This is a genomic window from Dyadobacter sp. CY326 (assembly GCF_021390515.1).
Classification (GTDB): domain Bacteria; phylum Bacteroidota; class Bacteroidia; order Cytophagales; family Spirosomataceae; genus Dyadobacter.
The window spans coordinates 19,722-42,963 of sequence record NZ_JAJUXI010000014.1 but is presented as its reverse complement, the minus strand read 5'-3'; the positions used below and the strand labels follow the sequence as shown (position 1 = coordinate 42,963).

Genomic DNA, 23,242 nt, shown 5'->3' with positions numbered 1-23,242 from the left:
TTTCTCAACGTTGTATAAATGCAAAGTCCGCCTCGGGTAAAACCGGGGCGGACTTTTTTTATTGAGCAAATAAAAAGATTAGATCAAGACAGGCGCAAATTCTTCAACTTCTGTTACTTCCATCAAACCCGATTCATTAATGTAGCTATAACGCACTGCCTTGGTTTCATTGATCAATAAAGGATCATATTTCACAGCCACGCGCACATAATTATCGGTAAATCCAAGCATTTGTCCATTCTGGATTTCATCTTCAAACAGCACAAGGCCTCGCTTGTCAACTTGCTGCTCGTAGAAAAACCGCTTTTTCTTTTCTGAAAGAATATGCAGCATTTTCGAGCGATCCGCCCTAATATTTTTAGGGACAATTGGCCTGATGTTCAATGCAGCCGTATTTTCTCTCTCGGAATAAGTGAAAACGTGCAAGTAAGAAATATCAAGCTCATTCAGAAACTGATAACTTTCTTCAAACAATTGCTGTGTTTCGCCCGGGTGGCCCACAATGACATCAACGCCGATGCAGCATTCCGGCATTAAAGATTTTATTTTCAAAACCCGCTCTGCATATAACTCACGTTTATAACGACGCTTCATTAGTCCTAAAACAGCATTCGAACCCGATTGCAGCGGAATGTGAAAATGATGCGCGAAACGTTTTGATTTTGAGACAAATTCAATGATCTTATCCGTGAGCAAATTGGGCTCAATGGACGAAATACGGAATCGTAAAATGCCCTCAACCTCGTCCAATGCTTTCACCAGGTCTAAAAAAGTCTCTTTTCGCTCGCCGTTTTGCAAACCAAAATCGCCAATGTTGACACCCGTCAAAACAATTTCCTTCACATCTCTCGCCGCAATTTCCCGCGCAGCTTGCACAATTTTCGCGATGCTGTCCGACCGGCTCTTGCCTCTTGCCAATGGAATGGTGCAGTAGGAGCACGGATAATCGCAACCGTCCTGCACTTTCAGAAAAGTCCGTGTGCGATCATTGAGGGAGTAAGAGGTGTGATATTCAACCGCGTGATCAATGCTGGAAGCGATCACTTGTGCAGGTTGGCCCAGCGGCGTTTTCTCAAATGTGTCAATCAATTCAACCAGACGAAATTTTTCAGCCGCGCCCAAAACGGCGTCAACGCCCGGAATTTCGGAAATCTCTCTCGGCTTCAATTGCGCATAGCAGCCGATAATGGCCACATAACCATCCGCATTGATTTTTTGTGCTTCCCTTACGATTTTACGACATTTTTTGTCCGCGTTTTCCGTAACCGAGCAAGTGTTAATGATAAAAATATCAGGCGTTTCGTTAAATTCAACTTTTGTATATCCCTTTTGCTCAAACATTCGCCCGATTGACGACGTTTCGGAGTAATTCAGTTTACAGCCTAATGTATAAAAAGCGACTTTTTTCATTGTTTTCAAATATCCTGCAAAATTACATCTTTATTATCAACGCTTTAAATAATCGCTGAAAGAAGACTGTAAATATGCCTTGCCAAATTTCTCTTCGTCCGGACCGGGATTCCCTTTTCTCTCGATAATGTTCCCGCCAATGTTATCCCTTACCAAATATCCGGCTGGCTTCATCCAGCCCAAGCCATTATTAAATGCGAAATAGGCGAATGGAGTCCTGTTTTTGCCAAAAACATCATTGCTCCAAGTAAATGAACCAGAAGGAAGGTGCAACTGGTTCAATAATGTTGCCGCGAGATCGGTTTGCGATGACAGGGAATCAACTTTCGAGGCCTGCTTTTCCAACGCGCCGCCTAGCCATAGCATGGGAATTTTGAACTCAGCAGGTTTACTTTTATCGGTCTCGGGCAACGGATGTCCATGGTCTGCAATGATGATAACCAGCGTGTTATCCCACCAGGGTTTCAGTTTTGCTTTTCTGATGAATTCACCAATTGACGCATCTGTATAATGATGCGCATTCAAAAATAAATGTTCAGCGTCAGAGCCGGGAATTTCGGTTTTCACTGGCACTTCGAATGGCTCGTGGCTGCTTAATGTAAATAATGTTGAGAAAAACGGCTGCCTTTGGTTGTCCAGATCAGTCAGAAGACGGTTCAAAACAATGTGATCATGCGCGCCCCATTTCGAATTCATATTTTTTTTATCAAAATCATTTTTATCAATAATCTGATCGAAATCCTGTTGCAGGAAATAGGATTTCATGTTGGCAAACTCTGTTTCACCGCCATAATAAAAGGTTGTATGCCAGCCGTTTTGCCTGAAAACCTTTGGCAACGATGGCAGCGTCATGGTCTTTTTTGGAATTTTAATAATGGAATGCGTCGGCTGCGCCGGATAGCCGCTCAATATTGCGACCATTCCTTTGTCGCTGCGGTTGCCGCTGGCGTACACATTCGTAAAGAGCATTCCCTCTCTTGCAAGCTGATCAAATTGTGGCGTTACATTTTTGACACCATTCAAACCTCCCACAACTTTCGATGTAAAGCTTTCCCAAATGATTACAACCACATTTATTTTGCCCGATTTTACAATCAGGGTTGATGTTGAATCAGACTTGTAAAGCGAATGCGTCATCCGATCCGCTTCTTTTTCGTCAAAATACAGAAACGGGTTTTTCTTTGAATAGGTCGCATTCAGCAGGGAGCTCATGTAATTCCACGGCACATTGACTGCGGCGTAATTGGCAAAACTCTTGTCACTAAAAAACACGGCACTCTCGTTCATAGGCGCAAGCTGCAATCCACCGCGGATGGGAATGATCAAGCTGGCAGTTAGGATCAGAAAAACCGGGATTGTGTAAATGAAACTTGTCTTATCAAATGCAGCCGTGCTGCGCTTCACGATCGTTTGCAGCAACTTCAAAACCAGGAAAAACAGGCAGGCGAAAAGTAGCAGCAGCGGAACAACGGGAGCGGCGCCCATGGACGCAAACGCTTCGGTGGGCGTTGCCAGATAATGCAAAGAAGTGCCGTCAATCCGAAATCCCCACGCCTTGAACAGTTCCAGATCGGTTACGACCAATAACGTGATCACAAAGGCAATGACAGTGCTAAATATGGCAAGCGTTCTTCCATACCAGGCCCATTTCCTGGCCGTGAACACCATCAGTAAACCGGGGATCAAGAGAGTGTATGCCGCAAAGGAAATGTCCATTTGCAATCCGTGCATTGCGCTTTTTACCCAAAGCGCTGGCGGCAATTCGAGCGTTTTTTTGTAATGATAAGCAAGAAATATAATCCGGAAAAACTGGAAAAGAACAACCCAGCTGATTCCATAGAGGGCAATGAATTCTAATCTTTTACGCATTGATGTCTTGGTGAATTTACAAAGTTCCGAAAAATGCACCAACCGCCGTATTGAAAGGAGTCAAAAAATGAAAATGTCTCGCAGAATTGTTGTTCGTACCTTTAAATAAATAATTTTGGGGAGAATTAATATAAATCCGATTATAAAATGACATTTCGTTCCAAAGCTTTTGAGATTGCTCAAGGCCGGGTTGCTCCCTCACTTACTCCTCCATCAGAAAAAGTAGCCGACTTATATGGCAGCAATACATTCAGCGAAGATGTGATGAAAACATTGCTTTCCGCTGAGGCATATACGAAGATTTCCAACGCCATTCGATCAGGTTCGACGATTGACCGGGAAGTCGCTGACGAGGTTTCGGCGGCAATGAAATCGTGGGCAATTTCGAAAGGCGCGACGCATTATACGCACTGGTTTCAGCCGTTAACAGGCACAACCGCGGAAAAGCACGATTCATTTTTTGACCTGACCATTGACGGGAAAGCCGTTGAAAAATTTAAAGGAAGTGCATTGGTGCAACAAGAACCGGACGCTTCATCATTCCCAAGCGGAGGCCTGCGAGCCACATTTGAAGCGCGCGGTTACACGGGCTGGGACCCAAGCTCACCGGCTTTTTTGATGGATAATGGGGCGGGAGGGAAGACACTTTGCATTCCGTCTGTTTTCATTTCCTACACCGGCGAAGCATTGGATTACAAGGCTCCATTGTTGAAATCTTTGGTTATGCTGGACAAGGCGGCGACGTCTGTTTGCCAGTTTTTCAATCGCGATGTCGATAAAGTGACGCCCACCTTAGGCATTGAACAGGAATATTTTTTAGTTGATAAAGCTCTTTATTATGCTCGTCCTGACTTGCTTATGGCGGGCAGAACGGTTTTTGGACACAGTCCGGCGCGAGGCCAACAACTTGACGATCATTATTTCGGATCAATTTCACCGCGCGTAAATGCATTCATGGTCGATTTTGAATTTGAAGCATTGAAGCTGGGCATTCCCGTTCGAACACGGCATAACGAGGTTGCACCCGGACAATATGAATGTGCGCCGACATTTGAGGAAGTGAATCTGGCCATTGACCACAATGCATTGCTGATGGATTTGATGCAAAAAGTGGGAGATCGGCATAATTTCCAGGTTCTTTTTCACGAAAAACCATTTGCAGGAATCAATGGAAGCGGAAAGCATAACAACTGGTCGCTTTCTACGGACACAGGCATTAACCTCCTCGCTCCGACTTCCAAACCCAAGGAAAACCTGCGCTTTCTGACGTTTTTGATGAATGTTGTAAAAGCTGTTCACGATCACGCGGACCTTCTGCGCGCCTCCATTTCCTCTGCCGGAAACGAGCATCGGCTGGGAGCAAATGAGGCGCCTCCGTCCATTGTGTCCGTTTTTCTGGGAAATGAGCTGACCAATATGCTTGAAGAATTGGTTAATAAAGGTGAGATCACATTGGAAAAAGGTGAAAACTTCTATTACAAACTCGGCATAACCCGCATTCCCAATCTGCAACGTGACAACACGGACCGCAACCGCACGTCGCCGTTCTGTTTTACAGGAAACAAATTTGAATATCGCGCCGTAGGAAGTTCGCAAAACAGCGCTTCGCCAATGATCGTTTTGAACACCATTGTGGCAAATCAGTTATTAGAATTTAAAAAGGAAATGGACGAACGACTGGCCGCCGGCGAAGAAAAAAAGGTGGCGACGGTGGAAATTTTGAAACGCTATTTTACAGAGTCAAAAAACATTCTTTTTGAAGGAAACGGTTATTCGGATGAGTGGGTGGAAGAGGCAAAAAAGCGCGGACTTAGTAACATTCGCGAAACTTACGACGCCTTGTTTGCCTACACAACCGATCGCACAATCAGCGCATTCGAGCGGATGGGCGTGCTTACGTCACGCGAATTGCATGCTCGTTATGAAATTGAGCTCGAAAATTATGTGAAAAAATTGCAGATCGAGTCGCGTGTGATTGGAGATTTGGCATTGAATCACATTGTTTCCACCGTTGTAAAATATCAATTTAAACTGGCACAAACGGCAAGAGCGTTGACGGATTTGGAAATGCTTGAAGAAGCAGAGCCTATTAAGGAGATCATTAAAGATATTTCTTCCCATATTGTGGTGATCAAAAAACTCGTTCATGAAATGACGGAGCAGCGGAAAACCGCCAATAACATTGAGGATCTGTTTGAGAGGGCTAAAATGTATGGCTCGGAAGTAAAAGGGTTTTTTGAAGAGATCCGTTATCACGTTGATAAACTCGAATTATTGATTGACGACGAAGACTGGCCTTTGGCAAAATACCGTGAAATGTTATTTTTGGAATAATTTTAGAAGCGAGCGCTTTATTTAACAAACTATCAAAACTATGAATCCGGGATTTGATCCAGAAGAGATTGCGACACTGAAACAAGAATGTAAGGCGGAGCGATCAAGCTTTATACACGTTGACGACGAGTTGGAAGAGGATGATGAGGAGAACAATGAGCATGCGCATGTGCAGTTTGTGGGTTTCTACAAGGAGAAGGAATGCATTTACGACGCGCTGATTTACACATTGAGACTTCATCATTCGACATTGGTTTACGATGCTGCTTTGGAAAGGCTTAAAAAGGAAATGCCGGACTACATTTCTCTTGACGAACGCCCGGAAAATTATGTTGCTGACGAGGAAAAGGATGAGGAAGCAGAGTTGCTTCTGACCGAATTCATCGAGGAAATCGAAGAAAATGAAGAGATCACCGTTCGGGAGCACATTGAAACAGATGACGAGTTTGACTACGGCGTTGGTTTGGAAGTTGGCTTGAACAAGACAGAGATTAACGATAAGATTATCAACGATTTCATCCTCCGCTTCAACGCCGGTCGCATCCAGCTTGATCCAACACTTTATTCATTTTCCGGAAGCGAAGAGCAGGATTGACAATTTGGTTGCCCAGTGAAGTCCCGGAGGGGCGCAACATTGGTAGCAATGAAAACAATGGAACATTTTAATTTCCGGAGGGATGCAATAACATGCACGTCGCATCCCTCGGGAACTTTAACACGCTTTAATGCAAAAAACCGCCGAAAGGCGGTTTTTTGCATTTTATAGTACATTCTGCGGATATCAGATAACAGCAGATTTAACAGTCTTGATAATACGGGCTGCAACTTTATAAGGATCAGCAGCCGAGTTTGGACGACGATCTTCCAGGTAACCATTCCATCCTTTTGCGGGAACTGTAACCGGTATACGAATCGACGCACCGCGGTCAGAAACGCCGTAGCTGAAATCGTGGATAGAAGCAGTTTCGTGCTTTCCAGTCAAACGCAGGTGATTATCAGCGCCGTAAACTTCAATGTGTTCTTTAACAACCGGACGGAAAGATTCACAAATCTTGTCGAAAGTTTCTTTGCTGCCTGCTGTTCTCAAAGTTGAGTTTGAGAAGTTAGCGTGCATTCCGCTTCCGTTCCAGTCAAGTGTTCCGAGTGGTTTTGGATGCCAGTTGATAGAAACACCGTATTTCTCGCCAATTCTTTCCAAAAGATAACGTCCAAGCCAGATTTGGTCACCTGCTTCTTGTGCTCCTTTTGCAAAAATCTGGAATTCCCACTGACCGGCAGCAACTTCTGCATTGATCCCTTCAACATTCAAACCAGCTTCAAGACAAGCATCAAGGTGTTCTTCAACGATGTCTCTTCCGTATGCATTGCTTGCGCCTACTGAGCAGTAATATGGGCCTTGTGGTGCTGGATAACCATTTGCAGGGAATCCAAGCGGCTTGTTAGTTTCGTTATCCCAAAGGAAATATTCTTGTTCAAATCCGAACCAGAAGTCATTGTCGCCATCTTCGATCAAAGCACGACCATTAGATTCGTGAGGAGTTCCGTCAGAATTCAACACTTCGCACATTACTAGGAAGCCGTTTTTACGCTGCGGATCCGGAATAATATAAACAGGTTTCAGCAAGCAGTCAGAAGAACCGCCCGGAGCCTGCTCAGTGGATGAACCATCAAACGACCACATTGCGCAATCTTCCAGTTTTCCACTAAAATCGTTTTCAATTTTGGTTTTGCTGCGTAAACTTTGGGTCGGCTTGTAGCCATCCAACCAAATATATTCCAGCTTGGATTTTGACATAATAGTACTAGATAAAGTGGTGACGAATAATTATAACGGCACAATATTAATGCAAAAATGTATTTCCAAAAAATAAAACCTAAGAAATATTAACCTTACGCAGAATATTATTGTGTTTGTGGTAGTATTGTCAGTAAAAAATGCACTATTCCGATAAATGAGCCAGATTTGTAAATTAATGCTCGCTACGAAATATTTTGTAAAACCTGTAAAAATACGTTCGTTTGAAGGGCTGTGTGGTAAGAATTATTGTCAAAATGCAAAAAATGCGTGTTTTGAGCGGTGCAGAATAATATAAGGAAAACATGGCGTTTAATTACAAACAGGTCACTAATTTCAAGCCTATTTTGAAAATGACGACTGTTTTTTTATCTTATTGAAATTTTTTAACGCATGCATTTATTTTATCAGCCGAACGCCAATGTCTATGAATTGGATGAGGAAGAAGCCCGGCACAGCTCAAAGGTTTTACGCTTAAATTCGGGAGACATTATATATGTTACCAATGGCAAAGGCATTCTTCAAAAATGCGTTTTGAATATTCAGGGAAAAAAGACTGCTTACGAGGTTGTGGAATCAAAAACGATTGAACGGCGGCCGTTTGCTGTAAACCTCGCAATCGCGCCCACGCGCAAGGCCGAGCGCAATGAGTGGATGGTTGAAAAAATGACCGAGATAGGCGTGGAGCGCATCGATTTCATCATCACTGAACATACGAATGCCGACACGATAAACCGCGTCGTAAATCTCACGCGGCTCAACCGCATTGCAGCAGCTGCCATGAAGCAGTCGCAGCAATATTATTTACCGATGATTACGATCGGAAATAAATTCGAACAATATGTGAAAGGAGTGGGGGATTCTGTAAAATTAATTGCCTATGTTCCAGAACATAACAAGGTCGAGCACGTTTTCAGTAGGGTAAAAAAGGATGTAGGCACAACTTTATTAATAGGACCCGAAGGCGATTTCAGCGAGCGTGAAGTTTTGCTCGCGCAAGAGCTTGGTTTTGCAACCGTCTCTCTCGGCCCGACGCGGTTAAGGACAGAAACAGCAGCAGTGGCCGGTTGTCATGCAATAAATTTGGCACAAAATATTTTATAAACGCACCGAGGAATGAAGAGGACTGATGGGTTTTTGGAAAAGCTGGTTTGGTTATTTGTGTTGATGGCGATCGGCAATGCGTCTTTTGCGCAGTCGTCGCTTAAAATTGCTAAACTAAAATATGGCGGCGGAGGCGATTGGTATGCGAACAAAACTTCCCTGCCCAATCTGATTAAGTTTTGCAATGCAGAGTTGAAAATGAACATCAATCCAGTCGAGGATGTGGTGGAAGTGGGGAGCCCAGACATATTTGCGTATCCATTTGTACACATGACGGGCCATGGTAACGTGGTGTTCACCGATGCCGAAGCCCAGAATTTACGGAATTATCTTTTGTCCGGCGGATTTTTGCACATCGATGATAATTATGGTCTGGATCAGTTTATCCGAAGGGAGATGAAGAAAGTTTTTCCAGAGCTTTCCTTTGTAGAACTCCCTTATGATCACCAGGTTTATCGCATAAAGTATGTTTTTACCGAAGGCCTTCCGAAAGTGCATGAGCATGACGGCAAGCAGCCGCAGGGCTTCGGGTTGATCTGGCAGGGGCGACTGGTTTGCTATTATAGTTACGAAACGGACCTTGGAAATGGCTGGGAAGATCAAACGGTTTACAATGATCCCGAGGAAATGCGCAGGAAAGCACTGCAAATGGGCGCCAATTTACTCAGCTATGCTTTTATGATCCTGTAAAATTAATGTTGAGCTCGGGAATCGGGATGCCTAGGAAAATCGTAAATATGATGTATAAATATATTCCAAATTATTCTTCCGATTTTCGGTTTTCTTGACGCTTAGCCTTACTTTTGTGCAAAGTTTAATATCTTAAAATTTCTAATTGCTCCATGTATATAGTTCTTGCCGTTTTTGTTCTACATTGGTATTTATCACTGTTTTGTCAAACGTTTTTCCTGCACCGCTATTCTGCTCATAAAATGTTCATAATGAGCAAGCCATGGGAACGGTTCTTCTACTTACTGACATATCTTTCACAAGGTTCTTCCTACTTAAGCCCAAGAGCATACGCGATTTTACACCGCATGCACCACGCTTTCAGCGACACAGAACGCGATCCGCACTCGCCGCATCATACAAAAAACGTTTTTACGATGATGTGGGAAACGAAGAATATTTACAATGCTGTGTTGAGCCGCAAACGCGCTATCGAATCGCAATTCGAGCGGAATTATCCGGAATGGCGGTTTATTGAAAAACTCGGAGATTCGTGGCTTTCACGTTCCGGCTGGGCTCTATTGTACACAGCTTTTTACATTCTCGCTTACATTTATTTAGACATGCACTGGGCGTTCTTCTTCCTCTTGCCAATACATTTCTTAATGGGCCCGATTCACGGCGCAATCGTCAATTGGAGCGGTCATAAATACGGTTATCAGAATTTTGACAACGACGACAAGTCGAAAAATTCATTGATTTTCGACTTTCTGATGATGGGGGAATTGTTCCAAAACAATCACCACAAGAAACCAAATTCAATCAATTTCGGGTCAAGATGGTATGAAGTTGATCCAACCTACCCGGTGATCAAGATGCTCAACAAGATGAAGATTATCGAGATAAGAAAGAAAAATTAGAATATACAAATGATATTGAAAAGCCCTTTGGTCTGAAAAGATCAAAGGGCTTTTTAGTGCAGGCCACAAAAAACTTTGGCAGGTGTGAGAAACACCTGCCAAGTTTGCTTATTAACACCACAAAAAATGAAATCTCTTTTTGAATGCCGTTTCACCGGCATGTCCTTATTAAGACAATACAAATAAATCAGGCAATACTTAAAATGGCGTTAATTAAAAGTTAGAATTTGCTTAGAGCTTCAAAAAATTTACGATGAATGTCGTCCCCTTCGGCTCATTGGAGTGAATGTTGACAGAACCATTATGAAGCTTCACAATGCGCTCGACAAGAGACAGGCCGATTCCGTATCCCTTGATGTTTGCCGTGTTATCGCTGCGGTAAAAGGGTTGAAACACAAGACTTTGATCTTCTTTTGGAATGCCTTTTCCATTGTCTGAAAAGCTAAGTGTTAACTTCCTTTTCGCCGTTTTCAAGCCAACATTCACCGTGTTATTTTCCGAAAACTTGCACGCATTGTCCATCAGGTTGAGGAATGCGGTTTTGAGCAAAGTTGAGTTTCCAATCAATTCGAGCCAGGTGTCGTCTTCCGGTAGTTCTTCGAAATTGAGTTGAATGTTGTAAGCAGGATTGGCCTGTGCAAGATTAAGCCTGCAATCCAGCAGCAAGTCATCCACGCGAATGAGCTCTGTAAGCAGATCGCGCTGATCCTCACTTACTTTGGCAAGTTCCAATAATGTGTTGGAAAGTTGCGCCAGCTCCTGAATGTCTTCCAAAACGGATTTGATCGTAACTTGATAATCTTGCGAGCTGCGTTCTTTCAGCATGCTGACTTCCAGTTGCGAGCGAATTTTGGTCAACGGATTTTTAAGCTCATGCGAAACATTAGCAACAAAGATCTTCTGCATTTGAAATGCCGTTTCAATGCGATCAAGCAGATTATTGAACGTAGTCGTTAACCGGCCTATTTCGTCCTTTTGATTGGGAACATCAAGCCTTGTGTCCAATTTTTGAGGTAAAATTCCCTCCACAGCATTCATAACCTTTGAAATGGGCCGCAATGCACGTTTTGAGAAAACCCATCCCACGAGCGCGACAATGATGGTCACGATAAAGAACAGCACAGTAAGCAATGTGCTTAAATTTGAAAGATTGGCCTGCCCATACAGGTCTTTCGCGCCAAGCAAAACGACAGCTCTATTAAACGGATATTTGTAATAAAGTCCTACAACCTTGTAGTCGCCGTCAGTGTAGCGGATCTGTCCGGCTTTGCGGATTTCATCTAACCAATAATTGGAAACGTGAATCGATTTTGATTGCGGACTTGCGGGATTGCTGTAAATGAGCCGGTTTTTCTCGTCAAAAATGAATGTGTTCTCATCATAAATCAAATCCCGGTTTGTCTCATCCAATGCTTTCAAAACCTCCGTATTCACCTGCGGAACTTCCAGGAGCAACTCTGCCTGAGACTTCGCTTTCGACCTCAGGCGGTCATAGAAATCCTCGTTAACATTGTTGTAAGAGAAATAATAGATCGCCAGAAAAGTGATCAGAAGGATACCGCTAACCAGCAAGGAAAACTGAACCGTGAGTCTGGTGCGGATTTGCATGTTATTCTATTTTAAGCACATAACCCATGCCAAACTGGGTGTGGATGAGCTTAACCGGATAGTCCTTATCAATTTTTTTTCGAAGATAATTGACATAAACTTCAATTACATTGGTGCCCGTATCGAATCCGATATCCCAAACCTGCTCAGCGATCTCGACCTTGGAAATAACCCGTCCCTGATTCCGGATCAAGTAAACAAGCAAATTAAATTCGCGCGCCGTTAAATTGATTTTGTTGCCTGAGCGGTGAACGGTTTTGGCATCCAGAGAAACTTCCAGGTCTGCAAACTTTAAAATCTGCGCAGTGTGGGAAACCGTCGTGCCGCGCTTCGTTAATGCGCGAACTCGCGCTAGTAACTCCTTGAATTCGAATGGTTTGACTAGGTAATCATCTGCCCCTGCGTCCAGGCCTGTAACCTTATCATCGGTCGTTCCTAACGCTGTTAACATTAATATCGGTGTTTCATCGCCCCAAGTTCTGATCTCGCGGCACAGTTCAATGCCGTTGATTCCGGGAATGATGATGTCGCTGATTATGAGCTGATAATTGTTGTTTTTCGCCAGTTGCCTTCCTATTAGACCATCGTAAGCGATGTCCACTTCGTATCCATTTTCCTCCAATCCTTGCTTAATCGACTGCAAAGTCTTCGGCTCGTCTTCAATGAGTAACAATTTCATGCGATGGGAAGGAAAAGTTCAGAAACATCCTTCCAATCGGAAACACGTTTGAATGTATTGTTTTTCAAATTATGCGGAGCAGAAAAAAGCACGCCATTCCCTTTGAACGCGACAAGATTGCGCACCTGATCATCAATGAGATAATCAGATTGAATGATGCTTTTATAACCACAAAAAACCACATTGGTCCAGGGAATGAAAGGAAAATGCCTCTTTAACCAGGCGAACTTGTCATTAAACGAAGATGGAAATTCCATGCATGCGGTTGCCACAAAAATCTCATAAAAACCCGATAACTTATGAACCGTTTCCACCGCGCCGGGCATCACTTCAATGTCTGCAAAAAAACCTGGCGTGTCGATGATCTTATGGAGTTTATTGAGCTGTTTAGGATGCAAAAGTTCTCTTAACCCTTTGGCATAGAGGTCTTTCTCGGTGTATGTTGTTGCAAAATCATTGAGGACAACGTTGACGAGTTTCCTATGCGTGTCCGCCATGACATCGTCCATGTCCAAAGTGAGTCTGAGCATTAGAGTATGGTTCTGTGCGTGTCGAAATTTTCAAGATAGTCATTCACGCGTTTCAGAAAAAGTCCACCCAGCGAACCATCCACCACGCGGTGATCGTAAGAATGCGAGATGAACATTAAGCTCCGAATGCCAAGCAGGTCACCCTGAGGCGTTTCTATCACGGCTGGCTTCTTTTTAATTGCGCCGAAAGCCATGATCGCGACCTGCGGCTGGACGATGATTGGCGTTCCCATGAGGTTAGCAAATGCACCAATGTTAGAAACTGTGTAAGTGCCGCCTGCAAGATCATCCGCTTTAAGCTTGTTTTCACGAGCCCTTTTGGCAAGGTCATTCACTTTTCTGGCCAGACCCGGCAAGTCATATTGATCGGCGCGGTGAATGACTGGCACAATTAAATTTCCATCGGGCAATGCCACTGCCATTCCAATATTAATGTCCTTCTTTTTGATAATCTTATCGCCGTCAACCGAAATGTTGATCATAGGATAATCCTTGATCGCCTTCACCACTGCTTCGATCAATATGGGCGTAAATGTGATGCTGTCGCCCGTTTTCTTGCGATATTCCGCCTTCGTATGTTCCCGCCATTGCACCACTGGCGTCATGTCGGTTTCAATGAATGACGTCACGTGCGCTGAAATTCTCCTTGACTCGATCATGCGCTGAGAGATCATTTTGCGCATGCGGTCCATTTCAATGATCTCGTTGCTGCCATTCAATGATGTGGCAACAGGCAAAGCGGGCTCAACTTGCTTGTTCCGGTTATCAAGGAATGAAAAAATGTCGTTTTTAGTGACCCTGTTCTCTGCGCCGGTCCCGGGAATCGTGGCAAGTTCAGTTGGAGAGATATGCTCCTGACGGGCGATGCTCAAAACCAGCGGAGAATAAAAAATGTTACTCTCCGGGCTGTTTGCAGCATATTCCAAGACGGGTTCTGCTTTTTTTGAAAGCGCTTCCTCGTAATCTTTTTCCAAAAGCGCGGCTGTCGCTTCAACGTCAATCGCTTCCGGAACATTATTTATCTTAATGTCGGGCTGACCGTTGGCCGGCGGGTTATTTGGCTGGACTGCCTCAGCATTTACATTATCTTCAACTTCAATGCGCGCAACAGGGCTGCCGATGGGCACCACTTCGCTCTCCTTAACAAGCCATTCCGCGAGCACGCCAGAAAACGGGCAAGGCACTTCCGTGTCCACCTTATCCGTTGCCACTTCTAATATCGAATCGTCGATTGAAACCTTGTCACCGGCCTTTGCGAGCAGGTGAAGCACGGTGCATTCCATTATACTTTCCCCCATGGGAGGCATTACCATTTCAACTATTTTCATAACTGGTATCTTTCGTCGGCGGCAATAATAAGCATGCCATGTCTCTAATTTATGCTCACGATCAGCCCTTTACAGCAAGATTTGTCTTCAAAATTGTCTTTCGCAACAAATTCAATGCATAGGAGGAAGTAAGCTCGATATTGATTTTGCGGTTGTTGCGTAAGGTAAGCAATTGTGTGAAAGTCTCCTCCTGCGTAGCGCAAGCGATCCAGACAGTTCCAACCGGTTTTTCCGGCGTGCCTCCATCTGGACCCGCAATGCCGGTCGTTGAAATTGCGAATGTCGTGTTCAAGACTTTTCTCGCTCCCTCCGCCATTTCGCGTGCAGTTTGTTCACTCACCGCTCCGTGTGCGTCCAATGTTACTTTTGAAACACCTAACACATTCATTTTGACATCATTGCTGTAACTCACAACCGATCCTTCAAAATAACGCGAGGCGCCGGGAATGTTTGTAATTTGATTGGCCACAAAGCCACCCGTGCAACTTTCTGCGGTGCCCACTGTCGCGCCGTGCTGCATTAACAACGACCCGATTACGGTTTCGAGTTCATCATTGTCGTATCCAAAAACGAAATCCTCAATGTATGGCATTAAAAGTGCAACTTGTTCTTCCAGTTGCTTGTCAAGTAATTCCAGATCTGATCCTGTCCCTGTCAAACGCAGCTTAACCTGTCCGAAATGGGGCAGATAAGCGAGCTTGATGTGTTCGGGCAGGACATCTTCCCAAGGCGCAATCGTCTCAGCCAGAAAGGATTCGCCAATGCCAATTGTTCTAACTGATTTATGTTTAATGGTTGTCGTTACAAATTTCTCCTTCAATCTGGGGAGAATTTCAAACTCCATCAGGCTCTTCATTTCATACGGAACACCCGGCAGTGAAACGTAAACCACATTGTCTTTTTCAAACCACATCCCCGGGGCGGTTCCCCACAAGTTTGGAATGTAGGTACAATTTTTTGGCAAAGCAGCTTGCTGGATGTTCAGCTCAGTCATTGCACGGCCGCGTTTCTCAAAAAAGCTCGTAACCAAGGCCAGCGCATCCTGATTGATTTCCAGCTCGGTGTTAAAATATTCGCAGAAAGTATGCTTTGTAATGTCATCTCGCGTGGGCCCGAGGCCGCCCGTAACGATCACAACGTCAACCCGCTGAGCTGCTGCGGCAAAGGCGTCGAGTATATCTTGTTTGTTGTCACCAACGGAAGTCTTGCGAACAGGCCGGATGCCAATATCAGTGAGTTGTGAGCCAATCCATTGCGTATTTGTATCCGTAATTTGTCCAAAAAGAATTTCATCACCGATCGTTAAAATTTCAGCCCGAATAATGGGAACCATAGTGTTGAATTGGTTGAATGAGACCGTTAATTTCCCAAAAATAAGTAAAATTAATCGTTATTGAGTACGTTTAAGCATAGTCAGAATTTAACAAATACAATCACAATGAATCACAAAATCTTAGCAATAATATTATTTTCAATATTGTTTAGCAGCCGTTCTCAGGCGCAGTTTAATTTAGGAAAAGTGCTTGATAAGGTGAGTGGAAAGTCGGGCAGTTTGGGTGAGAATGAAATTGTTTCCGGGTTGAAAGAAGCATTGAATGTTGGCGTAAGCAATGGTTCTTCGGAGGCTTCGAAAGTAGATGGTTTCTTCAAAAATGAATTGATCAAAATTGCTGTGCCGCCGGAAGCACAGAAAGTCGCTGAGACATTGCGGAAGATGGGATTGGGAGACCAGGTTGATAAATTTACGCTTTCCCTAAACCGCGCCGCGGAAGACGCTGCGAAGAAATCAAAGCCGATTTTTTTCAAAGCCATCACTTCCATGACCGTCCCTGATGCCCTTGGAATTTTGAAAGGCCAGGATGACGCTGCCACGCAATATTTGAAAAAGTCGACGAATGATGAGCTGTATAAAACATTCTTCCCCGTGGTGGACTCTACATTGAATTTGAACAAAGCGACAGATTACTATAAAGAGATCGTGGACACCTATAACAAAATTCCGTTGGTCAAAAAGGTGAATCCGGATTTGAAAGGATACGCAACGCAGAAAACCATTGACGGACTTTATGTGCTGATTGCGCAGGAAGAAAAGAAGATTCGCGAAGATCCGGGTGCACGTGTAACCGACCTTTTGAAAAAAGTGTTTAGCCAGGCAGGTAAGTGATCTTTTAGAACTATAAGTTTCTTCAAATGGTTACTTTTGTCTAAATATTAACACCTTTATGAAAAAATCGGAAATACATTTTACCGTTGAATTAGACGACAAGAACATACCTGAGAAGATCTTTTGGAATGCCACTGACAATCCCAATGAAGGCATTAATGACACCCGCGCGATTGCAATTGGCGTGTGGGATCATTATCACAGAGGCACATTGAAAATTGACCTTTGGACAAAGGATATGGAGGTTTTTGAAATGAAACGCTTCTACATTGAGCTTATGAGCGGCATTGCCGACACGCTGCTTACTGCAACAAATGACAGTGTAATGGCAGACGCCATCGAAGGCGTTTGCGAAACGCTAAGTAAAAAATTGGACGAGGAAATGAAGGCGGCGAAATAGCCTTATTTTTCCAACTCTGCCTGATCTTTTTTAGGTAAGCTCTTCACAATCAAATCGTAAGAGTCTTTTACCCAGCCAAACAAGGTTTCACTTGGAATGCTTCCCGTTACGTGAACCGTGTTCCAATGCTTCTTATTCATATGATATCCGGGCTTTACGTCCGGATATTTTTCTCTTAACTCTTCTGCCTTTCCGGGATCGCATTTCGCATTGAATTGATGCGAGGCCGTGTCCATTGGTGTTAGCAAAAAAACTTTTCCTTTAACTTTAAACACCAGTGTATCCGGTCCAAATGGAAGTTCTTCTGTTACACCGGGTAATTTCAAGCAATATTCACGCAGCGATTCGAGGTTCATCTTGTCAGTGCTCTTACGATCATTACGATTAGACAAATAAGGAACATGACGATGGAAATGCGGTTGATTCCATGCATCATGCGCAAATTAAATGAATTGGGAGCATTGGGGTCCCTCTTTTTAAAAACCCGGATAAAGTAATTGAACACTTCACCCAATTGAAAATATCTTTTCATAACCTTTGATTATTTTTTCCCTGCATTCAACCCTGCTACACCAAAATCTCTCTTTCCTCCGGCTCTATCCACCGGCCATCTTCACGAATCAATTCAATCAGCTCGTCGACAGCTTTTGCAGCAGTGACTGACCTTTTTATAACTTCCTGACCACGATACAAAGCAATTTTATCTTTCCCCATGCCCACATATCCATAATCCGCATCCGCCATCTCGCCAGGGCCGTTCACAATGCAGCCCATAATGCCGATTTTCACGCCTTTTAAATGTTCGGTGTGTTTGCGGATCATTGCGGTGGTTTCCTGCAAGTCAAAAAGTGTTCTCCCGCACGAAGGACAGGAAATATATTCCGTTTTCGACATTCTCGTTCTCGCCGCCTGCAAAATCCCGAAACCAATGCTGTTGAACGCGGCCGCCGACTTTATTTTTTCTGCCGCACTTGCTGCTTCCGGAAACGCTGGTTTTAAAAGTATGCCGTCGCCGAAGCCATCAATCAATAATCCGCCAATATCCGTTGCCGAATACAATGTTAGCGCATCACCAAGACCAGACCCGTAGGTGCTCTCAATGATTACCGGCAGCTTAATGCCTTTCTCGACCAACTTGTAGAAGAACCGCCGCATCTCGGGCATCGCGTGGCTGTTGTCTGTATGCAATAAAAGCACAATGTTGCTTTCGTTGCGAATGCTTGCTAAAAATGCATCATCCAGCTCGTGAATGGTGCCTTTTATGAAATTCAATATGCTGGAGACTTCACTTTTTTCAGTCGATATCCAGTGCGATACGCTCAGAACCGGAAACTTGTTGACGCGGTTGCGATTTGTTAGCCATTGTTCATAATCCAAAATCTCCCTTAATCCATTGGGCAGCATGAATGGAATCGCTTTTTTCCCTGAATAAATAAAATCAGCTCCCTGGTCATTCATGGCCCATTTGTCCGGCACGGGAAGGAAAAAATGACCGATGCTTTTCAAATCGTCCAGTTGTGTGACTTCAATGCTGGAATAATCGGCGATGACCCGGGGCACATTCAAATGGCCAATGTTATAGACCTCATTCGTGTCGCGTTTTGTGTATTGAAAGGGATTAATGGGACAAATCTCAACCGGTTCAATGTGGTTGTGCGGCACGCGATTCGTATAGCGCTGGATTAGCGCGCGTGCCACAGGTGCTTCTTTCTCAGGCGCTTCTGTCAGCGAAACCCGCACTGTGTCACCCAGACCGTCTTCCAGCAATGTGCCGATCCCGACCGCCGATTTAATTCTGCCGTCTTCCGCTTCGCCTGCTTCCGTTACGCCCAAATGCAGCGGATAGGGTTTCAATCCTCCTTCATCGAGACGCTGCACGAGCAAGCGATAGGCTTCTACCATCACCTGCGTGTTGCTGGATTTCATCGAGAGGGCAATGTTGAAATAATTAAATTCCTCGCAAATTCGGAGAAACTCCAATGCAGATTCGACCATCCCGAGGGGCGTGTCGCCATAACGGCTTAAAATCCGGTCCGAAAGCGAGCCGTGGTTGGTTCCAATACGCATGGCAGTGCCATATTCCTTGCATATGCGCACCAACGGGATGAATTTTTCACGAATCCGTTCCAGTTCGGCGGCATAAGAAGCATCTGTATAATCAATCACTTCAAAGCGCTTGCGATCGGCATAATTTCCAGGATTAATCCGGACTTTTTCGACAATCCTAGCGGCTAATTCTGCTGCGTTAGGCGTAAAATGTATGTCTGCAATCAGTGGAACATTGATTCCGAGCTTTCGCAAACCGTTTCTGATATTTTCAAGATTTTGGGCTTCCTTGACACTCGGCGCGGTGATGCGAACATACTCACATCCCGAATCCACCATTCTAATCACCTCATCAATAGAGCCTTGTGTATCCATCGTATCCACCGTCGTCATCGACTGAACGCGAATCGGGTAGTCAGAGCCCATGGGGAGATCTCCGATATTGATTGTGATGGTTTTGCGTCTTTCGTATGCTGTCAGAGAAGGACAGTAAAGGTTTGTTGTTTTTTCAGAAGCTGTTATTACTGCCATGGAGTCGTCATTAATTTGGCAAAGGTCTTAAAAGTAAAACAGAATCGGAATTACATTCGTGCATTTTCGCGGATCAGTTTTCGATCCTTGTGCCTGAGTCTACGGTGATGATATAGCTTTTGCCTCCTTCTTTTTCAATGGCTTTTGCGACTTCTTCCGCCCTCGTCGGCGCGTATACAAACATGCAGCCGCCACCGCCTGAGCCATTGATTTTCCCGCCCAATGCACCTGCCGACAATGCGGCATTCATCATGCGTTCGATTTTGGGTGTTGAAGTTCTTTTGTGATCGCGGAGATTTTTGTAATGTTTATAAAGCAGGTTGCCAAAATGCTTGTCAAGCGCCTCATTAACAGGACTATTGATGCTCTGCGTTAACAATGCTTTACCTTCAATAAGAATGTCACGATCTTCCAGATTGGCTTTTAACAAGCTAAGTTCGTCTGCTGTCAGTAGATTTTTGTAATCTTCAAATTGTTCGTAAGGCGTTGTAAAAATGGAGAAGCCAGGATCAAAAGCAGTTACTTTTCTAATCACATCTTCCATTCCGTAACGGCAGCGCGCCAGAATTCCCAATGTGTCTTTTGCTTCCAAAGAATCGCCGAGCACGAATGTCCCCAATGTTGGCGTAAGCGCCTCCACATGAATGGCCGGAGTGGATTCCAGGTAAATCACATTGCCAATTGCCGTCGAATAATGGTCCATCATGCCGCCGGGCTCGCCAAATTCCAGCACTTCGGCCGCATTAGCGGTCTCACCCAGTTCTTTTTGCGAAAACCCGACCGGATTATCGCTCATTTTATCCAAAAAATGAGCCCAGGAAACAATGAGCGCGGATGAACTGGAAGTGCCCGAATTAATGGGAATGTTTCCGTGGATGACGCATTCAAAACCTTTTGAAAACATTAAACCTTTTCGCTTCAAAACATTGATTGTGCTGCGGAAATAATCCCGCTGCACAACATATGGAAATGTGTCATTTAAAGAAAATTCTTCCTTCTGACCCAAATCGGGCAGGTGAAGGACGATCTTGTCATCATTGCGGAAGCCGCCGTCAATGCTGATCCTGCGTGAAATGGCTGCTGCAATGACAGGTAATCCAAGATAATCCTGATGTTCACCAAAAAAACAAATACGGCCCGGGGTCGAGATCTTCATGAACTACCAGCTTTTCTTTTTATGACCAACGAGGCCGAAATAAAGGATAAATAAATACAATGGAACCAGGATCCAGTAGGCCTGTTGTGTGCTTCCGATGGAATCCGCAATGCCTCCATAAATCAATGGCAAAACAGCGCCTCCGGAAATCCCCATTACTAATAATGCGGATGCGATCTTTGTAAATCTACCCAGACCGCTAAGTGCCAACGGCCACAATGCCGGCCAGATCACCGCATTGGCAAAACCTAAAACTGCAATGCACATAACCGACGTGAAGCCGGTCGTCAGAATTGCGGCAACAGTTACGGCAACGCCAAGCACGGCAGAGAAGATCATGTAGGCCTGTTGTGAAACAAATTTTGGAATCAGCACGATGCCGAGCACGTAACCAAACATCATTCCGCCCAATGTGTAAGCGCCAAAAACCCTTGCCTCATCCTCCGGAATACCCAAAGACACGCCGTAATTGATGATTGTGTCGGCTGCGATCACTTCCACGCCTACATAGCAAAACAATGCCAGCACACCTAAAACAAGATTCGGATATTGAAAAACAGAAGTTTTTTGAACTGTAACTGAATTGATTGCAGACGGTTCGTCTTCATCTTCGCTTACTTCAACCAAGCCTTTTGAAAGACGGATGATGATGGCGAGCACAACCAAAACGCCGGTCAGGATCAGGTAAGGGACAACCACTTTATCGAGCTCTTCCTTTGGATCCATGGAAGATGTCGCGCCCGCAAGCAATAATTTCCCAATGATGATCTGGCTGATAATCCCGGCTCCCTTGTTCGCGATGCCCATGATGCTGATGCGCTGCGCAGCACTTTCGCGCGGCCCAAGCAATGTTGCATAAGGATTTGAAGCCGTTTGCAAAACCGTCAATCCGATTCCGATTGTGAATAATCCAACCAAGAACACGGGATAGGAAGCCATTTCAGCGGCAGGAATGAATATCAATGTTCCGGCGGCCATGACAAGCAAAGCCAGTGACATTCCGTTTTTAAAACCTGTCTTTTTGACAACATAAGAACAGGGGATCGCCATGATCGTGTAGGAAATGAAAAAGGCGAATGTTACCAGGTAAGAACTGGTGTTATCAAGGGAAAATGCTTTTTTGAAAAAGGTTATCAGCGTCCCGTTCACCCATGTAATGAACCCCATCACGAAAAATAGTACGCCGATAATAAAGAGAGGGCCTAGGTAGCTTTTTTTGTTATCCATTTAGGTTGAAATTAATTGGTCAGGGTTATTATAGGTTAAAAATGTTTTTGAATGTTAATATTCGTCATTGCGACCGAATATGCGCTTGTTGGTTTTCCATTTTCCTCTTGTGAAATCCGGAATTTCAATGGGTGCGCTGCCCTTTGCAATGGATTGCTCGGATAACGGGCTGATCGCGCTCCATGTGGCGGCGTCGTACACGTCAATGGGCGGTGCGGTTTTTCTTTTAATTGATTCAATAAAACCTCTCAACACAAAATAATCGATGCCGCCATGTCCTGCGCTTTCCGCTTCCTTGGCTTGCTTTTTCCAAAGGGGATGGTCATACTTTTGTAAATATGCCTTGTCAGGCTCTGCGGTGTGTTCCTTCGGCGAAACGCCTTCTATATAAATGCTGTCGCCGTCGTTCATCCAGATCCCGTTCGTTCCCTGTGCACGGAATGCGAGCGAGTAGGGGCGGGGAGAATTTGTATCATGGATTAAAACGATGTTTTCACCATTATGACATTGAATTACAGTTGTTACAATGTCACCCAACTTGAAATTTACCTTCGCATTCGGGTGGTCTTTGCTGCCGTGATCGACGATGTATTTGTGTAAACCTCTTGATTTCGTGGATGTTGAAGTTAGATAGGAAAATGCATTTCCGCGGTTAATGTCCAGCCAATGTGCAACCGGGCCCAGTCCGTGGGTTGGATAAATGTCACCATTTCGGTCCACTGAATGCTGGGTGCGCCATTTTGCTTCGGAATAACCCTTTTCACCAAACTCAACGCCGACTCCTCCGTCGCTTTTGCCATTATTCAGCTTAATTGCGCGCAAATCGTGCTGGTAACCGCAATGTGCGTAAGTCATTTCACCGAACATGCCTTCGCGCACCATTCTTAAAATCGCCATCACATCCCTGCGGTAACACACGTTTTCCAGAATCATGCAATGTGACCCGGTTTTTTCAAATGTGTCCACCAGATCCCAGGATTCCTGCAATGTCACCGTTGCTGAGACTTCAACCGCCGCATATTTGCCAGCACGCATTGCAGCCAACGTCATGGGAACGTGCCATTGCCAGGGCGTGGCAATCAATATGCCGTCCAGATCGTCGCGTTTAACCAGATTCAGAAAATCCTCATCCCCTTTGCCATAAACAGCGGGCGCTTTTCTGCCTGCTTTCTTGATTTTGTCGAGAGATGCGTTTATGGCCGCAGGATCAATGTCACAAATTGCATTCACTTCAACATCCTGCCTGAACAGCGCCTGCTCCAAATGACTGCGACCGCGAAGTCCGACGCCGATGAAACCAAGCCGCACTTTGTCGGCAACTCTTTCTTCTCCCGAATACAATGTGGGCACGATTCCCATCGCGGGTCCGGCCATCGCTGCTTTCTGAATAAAATCGCGTCTGTTCATGAAGCGCGGCAATTAAATGTTAAATAAGGATTAGGACAGTCGTGAGGCACTAGGCTTTTCAAGAT

21 protein-coding genes are annotated in these 23,242 nt (G+C 44.6%); 7 read left to right on the top strand and 14 right to left on the bottom strand.

The window, feature by feature from the left end; all coding sequences use genetic code 11:
* Positions 1-78: 78 nt before the first annotated feature.
* Together mtaB and LZG73_RS24385 are read right to left on the bottom strand one after the other, a co-directional pair.
* Positions 79-1,410 (bottom strand): tRNA (N(6)-L-threonylcarbamoyladenosine(37)-C(2))-methylthiotransferase MtaB, encoded by a 1,332-nt coding sequence (mtaB, locus tag LZG73_RS24390; protein ID WP_233855318.1) that lies wholly within the window; start codon positions 1,408-1,410, stop codon positions 79-81.
* Positions 1,411-1,446: 36 nt separating this feature from the next.
* Entirely contained in the window at positions 1,447-3,279 is a 1,833-nt protein-coding gene (locus tag LZG73_RS24385) for an LTA synthase family protein (RefSeq protein ID WP_233855316.1), read from the bottom strand.
* Between the two features lie 147 nt (positions 3,280-3,426).
* On the opposite strand from LZG73_RS24385, the gene LZG73_RS24380 reads away from it, so the two are divergent.
* Together LZG73_RS24380 and LZG73_RS24375 are read left to right on the top strand one after the other, a co-directional pair.
* Positions 3,427-5,613, top strand: coding sequence for a glutamine synthetase III (locus LZG73_RS24380; protein WP_233855315.1), 2,187 nt, complete (start codon positions 3,427-3,429; stop codon positions 5,611-5,613).
* Positions 5,614-5,653: 40 nt separating this feature from the next.
* Positions 5,654-6,208, top strand: a complete 555-nt coding sequence (locus LZG73_RS24375; protein ID WP_233855314.1) for a hypothetical protein — start codon at positions 5,654-5,656, stop codon at positions 6,206-6,208.
* Positions 6,209-6,394: 186 nt separating this feature from the next.
* On the opposite strand, the gene LZG73_RS24370 is transcribed toward LZG73_RS24375, so the two are convergent.
* The gene (locus LZG73_RS24370) at positions 6,395-7,408 is read right to left on the bottom strand and encodes a glutamine synthetase beta-grasp domain-containing protein (RefSeq protein WP_233855313.1); all 1,014 of its coding nucleotides are present in this window, start codon (positions 7,406-7,408) and stop codon (positions 6,395-6,397) included.
* A 393-nt stretch (positions 7,409-7,801) separates the two neighbouring features.
* Here LZG73_RS24370 and LZG73_RS24365 point away from each other — a divergent pair, with 393 nt between their 5' ends.
* From LZG73_RS24365 to LZG73_RS24355, 3 genes are all read left to right on the top strand, one after another.
* Positions 7,802-8,512, top strand: a complete 711-nt coding sequence (locus tag LZG73_RS24365; protein WP_233855312.1) for a 16S rRNA (uracil(1498)-N(3))-methyltransferase — start codon at positions 7,802-7,804, stop codon at positions 8,510-8,512.
* A 63-nt stretch (positions 8,513-8,575) separates the two neighbouring features.
* On the top strand, positions 8,576-9,202 hold the full coding sequence (locus tag LZG73_RS24360) for a DUF4159 domain-containing protein (RefSeq protein ID WP_409014365.1): 627 nt from the start codon (positions 8,576-8,578) through the stop codon (positions 9,200-9,202).
* 152 nt (positions 9,203-9,354) lie between these two features.
* Positions 9,355-10,101, top strand: a complete 747-nt coding sequence (locus tag LZG73_RS24355) for an acyl-CoA desaturase (protein WP_233855311.1) — start codon at positions 9,355-9,357, stop codon at positions 10,099-10,101.
* A gap of 231 nt (positions 10,102-10,332) precedes the next feature.
* On the opposite strand, the gene LZG73_RS24350 is transcribed toward LZG73_RS24355, so the two are convergent.
* From LZG73_RS24350 to LZG73_RS24330, 5 genes are all read right to left on the bottom strand, one after another.
* Complete coding sequence (locus tag LZG73_RS24350) at positions 10,333-11,709, bottom strand: HAMP domain-containing sensor histidine kinase (protein ID WP_233855310.1); 1,377 nt, start codon at positions 11,707-11,709, stop codon at positions 10,333-10,335.
* A gap of 1 nt (position 11,710) precedes the next feature.
* The gene (locus LZG73_RS24345; protein ID WP_233855309.1) at positions 11,711-12,388 is read right to left on the bottom strand and encodes a response regulator transcription factor; all 678 of its coding nucleotides are present in this window, start codon (positions 12,386-12,388) and stop codon (positions 11,711-11,713) included.
* Entirely contained in the window at positions 12,385-12,918 is a 534-nt protein-coding gene (locus LZG73_RS24340) for a 5' nucleotidase, NT5C type (protein ID WP_233855307.1), read from the bottom strand. Before LZG73_RS24340 ends, LZG73_RS24345 begins: the two co-directional genes overlap by 4 nt.
* Complete coding sequence (locus LZG73_RS24335) at positions 12,918-14,246, bottom strand: dihydrolipoamide acetyltransferase family protein (RefSeq protein WP_233855305.1); 1,329 nt, start codon at positions 14,244-14,246, stop codon at positions 12,918-12,920. Before LZG73_RS24335 ends, LZG73_RS24340 begins: the two co-directional genes overlap by 1 nt.
* A 61-nt stretch (positions 14,247-14,307) precedes the next feature.
* Positions 14,308-15,579: a competence/damage-inducible protein A gene (locus tag LZG73_RS24330; RefSeq protein WP_233855303.1), complete on the bottom strand. Its 1,272-nt coding sequence runs from the start codon at positions 15,577-15,579 to the stop codon at positions 14,308-14,310.
* 105 nt (positions 15,580-15,684) lie between these two features.
* On the opposite strand from LZG73_RS24330, the gene LZG73_RS24325 reads away from it, so the two are divergent.
* The gene (locus tag LZG73_RS24325; protein ID WP_233855301.1) at positions 15,685-16,410 is read left to right on the top strand and encodes a DUF4197 domain-containing protein; all 726 of its coding nucleotides are present in this window, start codon (positions 15,685-15,687) and stop codon (positions 16,408-16,410) included.
* Positions 16,411-16,468: 58 nt separating this feature from the next.
* On the top strand, positions 16,469-16,810 hold the full coding sequence (gene gldC / locus LZG73_RS24320; RefSeq protein ID WP_233855300.1) for a gliding motility protein GldC: 342 nt from the start codon (positions 16,469-16,471) through the stop codon (positions 16,808-16,810).
* 2 nt (positions 16,811-16,812) lie between these two features.
* Here the strand turns inward: gldC and LZG73_RS24315 are convergent, their stop codons facing one another.
* From LZG73_RS24315 to LZG73_RS24290, 6 genes are all read right to left on the bottom strand, one after another.
* The gene (locus tag LZG73_RS24315; protein WP_233855299.1) at positions 16,813-17,166 is read right to left on the bottom strand and encodes an MmcQ/YjbR family DNA-binding protein; all 354 of its coding nucleotides are present in this window, start codon (positions 17,164-17,166) and stop codon (positions 16,813-16,815) included.
* A complete protein-coding gene (locus LZG73_RS24310) occupies positions 17,163-17,342 on the bottom strand; it encodes a DUF6728 family protein (RefSeq protein WP_233855298.1) in 180 nt (59 codons plus the stop codon). Before LZG73_RS24310 ends, LZG73_RS24315 begins: the two co-directional genes overlap by 4 nt.
* Positions 17,343-17,377: 35 nt before the next feature.
* Complete coding sequence (gene ispG, locus LZG73_RS24305; protein ID WP_233855297.1) at positions 17,378-19,387, bottom strand: (E)-4-hydroxy-3-methylbut-2-enyl-diphosphate synthase; 2,010 nt, start codon at positions 19,385-19,387, stop codon at positions 17,378-17,380.
* 73 nt (positions 19,388-19,460) lie between these two features.
* The gene (locus LZG73_RS24300) at positions 19,461-20,543 is read right to left on the bottom strand and encodes a galactokinase family protein (RefSeq protein WP_233855296.1); all 1,083 of its coding nucleotides are present in this window, start codon (positions 20,541-20,543) and stop codon (positions 19,461-19,463) included.
* Positions 20,544-20,546: 3 nt separating this feature from the next.
* Positions 20,547-21,770, bottom strand: a complete 1,224-nt coding sequence (locus tag LZG73_RS24295; RefSeq protein ID WP_233855295.1) for a sugar MFS transporter — start codon at positions 21,768-21,770, stop codon at positions 20,547-20,549.
* Between the two features lie 54 nt (positions 21,771-21,824).
* Complete coding sequence (locus LZG73_RS24290) at positions 21,825-23,129, bottom strand: Gfo/Idh/MocA family protein (RefSeq protein WP_409014364.1); 1,305 nt, start codon at positions 23,127-23,129, stop codon at positions 21,825-21,827.
* Positions 23,130-23,242 lie beyond the last annotated feature (113 nt).

Excerpts from the sequence above, each read along its gene's own strand:
- mtaB (WP_233855318.1), bottom strand. The coding sequence starts at position 1,410 with ATGAAAAAAGTCGCTTTTTATACATTAGGCTGTAAACTGAATTACTCC.
- LZG73_RS24385 (WP_233855316.1), bottom strand. The coding sequence starts at position 3,279 with ATGCGTAAAAGATTAGAATTCATTGCCCTCTATGGAATCAGCTGGGTT.
- LZG73_RS24380 (WP_233855315.1), top strand. The coding sequence starts at position 3,427 with ATGACATTTCGTTCCAAAGCTTTTGAGATTGCTCAAGGCCGGGTTGCT.
- LZG73_RS24375 (WP_233855314.1), top strand. The coding sequence starts at position 5,654 with ATGAATCCGGGATTTGATCCAGAAGAGATTGCGACACTGAAACAAGAA.
- LZG73_RS24370 (WP_233855313.1), bottom strand. The coding sequence starts at position 7,408 with ATGTCAAAATCCAAGCTGGAATATATTTGGTTGGATGGCTACAAGCCG.
- LZG73_RS24365 (WP_233855312.1), top strand. The coding sequence starts at position 7,802 with ATGCATTTATTTTATCAGCCGAACGCCAATGTCTATGAATTGGATGAG.
- LZG73_RS24360 (WP_409014365.1), top strand. The coding sequence starts at position 8,576 with ATGGCGATCGGCAATGCGTCTTTTGCGCAGTCGTCGCTTAAAATTGCT.
- LZG73_RS24355 (WP_233855311.1), top strand. The coding sequence starts at position 9,355 with ATGTATATAGTTCTTGCCGTTTTTGTTCTACATTGGTATTTATCACTG.
- LZG73_RS24350 (WP_233855310.1), bottom strand. The coding sequence starts at position 11,709 with ATGCAAATCCGCACCAGACTCACGGTTCAGTTTTCCTTGCTGGTTAGC.
- LZG73_RS24345 (WP_233855309.1), bottom strand. The coding sequence starts at position 12,388 with ATGAAATTGTTACTCATTGAAGACGAGCCGAAGACTTTGCAGTCGATT.
- LZG73_RS24340 (WP_233855307.1), bottom strand. The coding sequence starts at position 12,918 with ATGCTCAGACTCACTTTGGACATGGACGATGTCATGGCGGACACGCAT.
- LZG73_RS24335 (WP_233855305.1), bottom strand. The coding sequence starts at position 14,246 with ATGAAAATAGTTGAAATGGTAATGCCTCCCATGGGGGAAAGTATAATG.
- LZG73_RS24330 (WP_233855303.1), bottom strand. The coding sequence starts at position 15,579 with ATGGTTCCCATTATTCGGGCTGAAATTTTAACGATCGGTGATGAAATT.
- LZG73_RS24325 (WP_233855301.1), top strand. The coding sequence starts at position 15,685 with ATGAATCACAAAATCTTAGCAATAATATTATTTTCAATATTGTTTAGC.
- gldC (WP_233855300.1), top strand. The coding sequence starts at position 16,469 with ATGAAAAAATCGGAAATACATTTTACCGTTGAATTAGACGACAAGAAC.
- LZG73_RS24315 (WP_233855299.1), bottom strand. The coding sequence starts at position 17,166 with ATGAACCTCGAATCGCTGCGTGAATATTGCTTGAAATTACCCGGTGTA.
- LZG73_RS24310 (WP_233855298.1), bottom strand. The coding sequence starts at position 17,342 with ATGAAAAGATATTTTCAATTGGGTGAAGTGTTCAATTACTTTATCCGG.
- ispG (WP_233855297.1), bottom strand. The coding sequence starts at position 19,387 with ATGGCAGTAATAACAGCTTCTGAAAAAACAACAAACCTTTACTGTCCT.
- LZG73_RS24300 (WP_233855296.1), bottom strand. The coding sequence starts at position 20,543 with ATGAAGATCTCGACCCCGGGCCGTATTTGTTTTTTTGGTGAACATCAG.
- LZG73_RS24295 (WP_233855295.1), bottom strand. The coding sequence starts at position 21,770 with ATGGATAACAAAAAAAGCTACCTAGGCCCTCTCTTTATTATCGGCGTA.
- LZG73_RS24290 (WP_409014364.1), bottom strand. The coding sequence starts at position 23,129 with ATGGGAATCGTGCCCACATTGTATTCGGGAGAAGAAAGAGTTGCCGAC.